At 44.2% G+C, this 4,206-nt stretch carries 2 protein-coding genes and 2 pseudogenes; 1 reads left to right on the top strand and 3 read right to left on the bottom strand.

Annotated features, from left to right (window positions below):
• Nucleotides 1-71: 71 nt before the first annotated feature.
• Nucleotides 72-179: pseudogene (locus ACESZH_RS23545) on the top strand (GNAT family N-acetyltransferase); the annotation flags it as partial.
• Nucleotides 180-545: 366 nt separating this feature from the next.
• Here ACESZH_RS23545 and ACESZH_RS23540 read toward each other — a convergent pair.
• From ACESZH_RS23540 to ACESZH_RS23530, 3 genes and pseudogenes are all read right to left on the bottom strand, one after another.
• Nucleotides 546-914 carry an MATE family efflux transporter gene (locus ACESZH_RS23540; RefSeq protein WP_373219511.1) on the bottom strand — a complete coding sequence of 123 codons (369 nt, stop codon included), beginning with the start codon at nucleotides 912-914 and terminating at the stop codon, nucleotides 546-548.
• 97 nt (nucleotides 915-1,011) lie between these two features.
• The gene (locus ACESZH_RS23535; RefSeq protein WP_373219509.1) at nucleotides 1,012-2,913 is read right to left on the bottom strand and encodes an ABC transporter ATP-binding protein; all 1,902 of its coding nucleotides are present in this window, start codon (nucleotides 2,911-2,913) and stop codon (nucleotides 1,012-1,014) included.
• Between the two features lie 16 nt (nucleotides 2,914-2,929).
• Nucleotides 2,930-4,123: pseudogene (locus ACESZH_RS23530) on the bottom strand (ABC transporter ATP-binding protein); the annotation flags it as partial.
• Nucleotides 4,124-4,206 lie beyond the last annotated feature (83 nt).

The following is a 4,206-nucleotide window of genomic DNA, read 5'->3' as shown; positions in this document are numbered from 1 at the left end:
GATAAGAATTGTCATATCTGAATTCTTACCAAAAAAGAGTTATTTTTTACCAGAAACACAAACTATTTTACACTACCAAGCCATTTTTTGAAAAAAGAGGATATAGGGTTATAAAAGAACAGCAGGTAGAACGACAAGGGATTTTTCTCGCAAATTTTATTATGGAGAAAGATAGATAAGCAATTCCGATTTACGTCCGGCTCTTTGATTGTGTATGTCTGCCCGATAAACTTCAAGTTATTCGTGATTCTCTTGTGCGCCTTACCTCCACAACTTCTGATTATCAAACTGTTCACAGCTTCTATAAGTCTTGAAAGTTGCATTATGTTCCAAATTCTTTTGCATATTTTATGACACCATTTATCTTTGGTGAAAATTCATCCATTTTGAAAACCATAAAGTTTTTTATGTCCTTCCTTAATTAATTAAAGCTGTTCCTGTTCCTTTTCTTTGGTATTCTGGCAAAACTAATTTTTATCTTCTTAATTCCATAATTCACCTGACACCTGCATTTTTTTCTTCTAACACACTTAGAAACTCTTGAATCACTTCCATATGCTCATTTTCTCTTCTCCAAACAAAATAACAAACAGCAAGATACCTACTGCCAGAAGTCCTGTAACTCCCGCTGCCATACCTTTTGAAGCATCCTTCTTTGACCCCTGCCCCAATTTCAGATTGATATAACTGGCAGTACCGTCTCCAAGCAGTAAGCCAAAGGCTACTGCAAGCTGTGTTAGTGGGAAAATCACATTTGTAGCACCATTACCCAGGTAGCCGACGCCTTGTCCGATAAATATCTGATCCACCATATTGTAAAGTGCATTAAGCACCAGAGACACTACACTTGGGACAGAGAAAATCAACAAAAGCTTTCCGATTTTCTCTTTTCCTAACTGATTTGTTTGATCCATTTTGCATCATTCCTTTCTGCTACTGAGGAGGTCCAATGACCTCACGTCTTATTTTGTATATATTCTCATTGATAATAAATGAAAACTGATTGTGGATTTACGCACTAATCGCATTGCCTGTATAGAGCTGATAATATTTACCTTTTTGCGCCAATAATCCATCATGTGTACCTCTTTCTATAATACGGCCCTGTTCCATGACCATAATGCAATCGGCATTGCGCACGGTGGATAAGCGGTGAGCGATCACGAAGGATGTACGGCCCTTCATCAGCGCATCCATGCCTTTCTGCACAAGAGCCTCAGTCCGGGTATCAATAGAAGATGTGGCTTCATCCAGAATCAGTGCCGGAGGGTCGGCCACTGCAGCCCGGGCAATGGCAAGAAGCTGACGCTGTCCCTGGCTCAGGTTCGCTCCGTCGCCGGTCAGCACGGTTTCATACCCCTTAGGCAGCCGCCGTATGAAACCATCTGCATTGGCCAGCTTCGCGGCCGCTATACATTCTTCATCGGTGGCATCCAGACGCCCATAGCGAATATTGTCCATTACCGTCCCTGTAAACAGGTGAGTGTCCTGCAAAACGATTCCCAGACTGTGCCGGAGATCAGCCTTTTTGATCTTATTAATGTTGATGCCGTCATAGCGAATCTTTCCATCCTGAATATCGTAGAAACGGTTAGTCAGGTTGGTAATGGTAGTTTTTCCCGCACCAGTGCTTCCTACAAAAGCAATTTTTTGTCCCGGAGTCGCATACATTCTGATGTCATGCAGCACCAGCTTTTTCTCGTCATAGCCAAAATCCACACCGTCAAAGGTCACATCGCCCTGCAGTTTTACATAAGTGGTCGTACCATCCGCCATGTGGGGATGCTTCCAGGCCCACAGCCCGGTATGTTCGGTAGTTTCACATAAGGTTCCATCCGCTTTTTCCTTTGCCTGCACCAGCTCTACATAGCCCTCATCCTGCTCCGCCTTCTCATCCAGCAGAGTGAATACACGTTCCGCGCCTGCAGCAGCCATAACAATACTGCTGACCTGCTGACTGATCTGTGTGATAGGTTGTGTAAAGCTCTTATTCAGATTTAGAAAAGCAACAAGGGTTCCAATTGTCAGACCAGCATATCCGTTTAGTGCCAGCACTCCTCCGATTACGGCACAAAGCACATAGCTGATGTTTCCCAGATTCGCATTGACCGGCATAGTAATATTAGCGATTTTATTTGCGTTGTTGGCACTTTCCCGAAGCTGCCGATTCAATTTCCGGAATTCTGCCAGACTTTTTTCTTCATGGCAAAACACCTTAACCACTTTCTGCCCTTCCATCATTTCCTCAATGTATCCGTTGACTGTTGCCATATCCTTCTGCTGCTGAATGAAATACCCGGAAGACAGTTTGCTCAGTTTTGAGGTGGCTAAAAGCATAATGGCTACCATCACCAAAGAGACTACAGTTAAAGGGATATCTAAAATGATCATACTAAGCAGTGTGGATACCAATGTAATGCAGGAATTAACGAGCTGAGGAAGACTCTGCCCGATCAGCTGCCGCAGGGTATCCGTATCATTCGTGTAAACCGACATAATATCACCATGAGCATGGGTATCAAAATACTTGATAGGCAGGGATTCCATGTTGGTAAACAGCTCCACTCGCAACCGTTTCATGGTTCCCTGGCTGACATTTACCATGATCCGGTTATATCCATAAGCACATAGAACGCCCACCAGTAATACCGCCGCAAGGGAAGCAAGGGAATGGGCAAGCGGTGCGTAGTCAGGAACAACCTCCTGCATCAAAGGGACAATATAATCGTCGATAAGCCTTTGCATAAACAAAGTAGCGCAAAGGGTCGTCAATGCAGAAACAAGAATTCCCACAATTACAGCCAGACATGAGCACTTATAATTTTTCAGAATGTAGGCTATCAGCCGCTTCAATACTGCAGGTCCATTGGTTTTGTTTTCTCCCGCCGATTTCATTTCTTCTTTTTTATTCATTGTCTAATTCCTCCTTTCAGGCTGCCGGATTGTCGAAATCTCCGCCGCCCTGCACCTGTGCATCATAAATTTCGTGATAAATATGATTGGTCTTCAGCAGATTTTCATGAGTATCAAAGCCACTTACCCGACCTTCATCCAATACCAGAATCCGGTCGGCATTCTCAATGCTGGAGATTCGCTGAGAAATAATCAACTTTGTGGTGCCGGGGATTTTCTTCGTAAATGCTTCCCTGATTTTTGCGTCTGTGGCGGTATCCACAGCACTGGTAGAATCATCCAGAATCAGTACCTTTGGCTGCTTTAAAAGTGCTCTGGCAATGCAAAGACGCTGCCGCTGCCCACCGGATACATTACTGCCACCCTGTTCAAGCCAGGTATGATATCCATCGGGCAGGCGGTCGATAAATTCATCAGCGCAAGCCTGCCTGCAAACTTCCCTGCATTCTTCTCTTGATGCATCCTCTTTACCCCAGCGAAGATTATCTAAAATCGTACCTGAGAATAACACATTTTTTTGAAGCACCACGGCTACCTGATTTCGCAAAGTCTCCATATCATAGCTGCGGACATCCCTGCCGCCCACGCATACCGTGCCATCTGATACATCGTAGAGCCTACTGATAAGGTTAACCAGACTTGACTTTCCACAGCCGGTACCTCCGATGATGCCGATAGTTTCTCCGGCCTTAATATGCAGATCGATGTCATGGAGAGTATCTTCGTTTGCATCCTTTTTATAAGAGAAGCTGACATGATTGAAGTCTATACTGCCGTCCTCGATAGTCATGAGCGGTTTTTCCGGATCAGTCAGATCAGGAGTTTCTTCCAAAACCTCAGCGATTCTTTTTGCGCTGGCGGCACTCATGGAAAGCATGACAAAGATCATGGAAAGCATCATCAGGGACATCATCATGCTCATAACATAGCTGAACAGGGAAGTCAGATTTCCAGTGGTGAGCGTTCCGCCCACAATGGCGTGTGCGCCAAACCAGGACAGGAGGATGATACATCCGTAAATTACTAGCATCATCACGGGATTATTAAATGCCAGCAAGGATTCCGCTTTAACGAATAGGCGGTACAAATTCTCTGCAGCTTTTGTAAATTTCCGATCCTCGTAATCCTCTCTCACAAAAGCTTTGACAACTCGGATAGCAGAAACATTCTCCTGAACACTGGCATTTAAATCGTCATATTTTGAGAATACCTGATTAATAACTTCTCGGGGTTAGCCTAGATCATCCAACTCCCGTTGGATTTTAGGATAAATTACAACTGAATATAGACTTG

The organism is Ruminococcus sp. 5_1_39BFAA (assembly GCF_964240875.1).
In the GTDB taxonomy this organism is placed as follows: Bacteria; Bacillota; Clostridia; order Lachnospirales; family Lachnospiraceae; genus Blautia_A.
This window is presented reverse-complemented; position numbering and strand designations above follow the sequence as displayed.

Excerpts from the sequence above, each read along its gene's own strand:
- ACESZH_RS23540 (WP_373219511.1), bottom strand. The coding sequence starts at position 914 with ATGGATCAAACAAATCAGTTAGGAAAAGAGAAAATCGGAAAGCTTTTG.
- ACESZH_RS23535 (WP_373219509.1), bottom strand. The coding sequence starts at position 2,913 with ATGAATAAAAAAGAAGAAATGAAATCGGCGGGAGAAAACAAAACCAAT.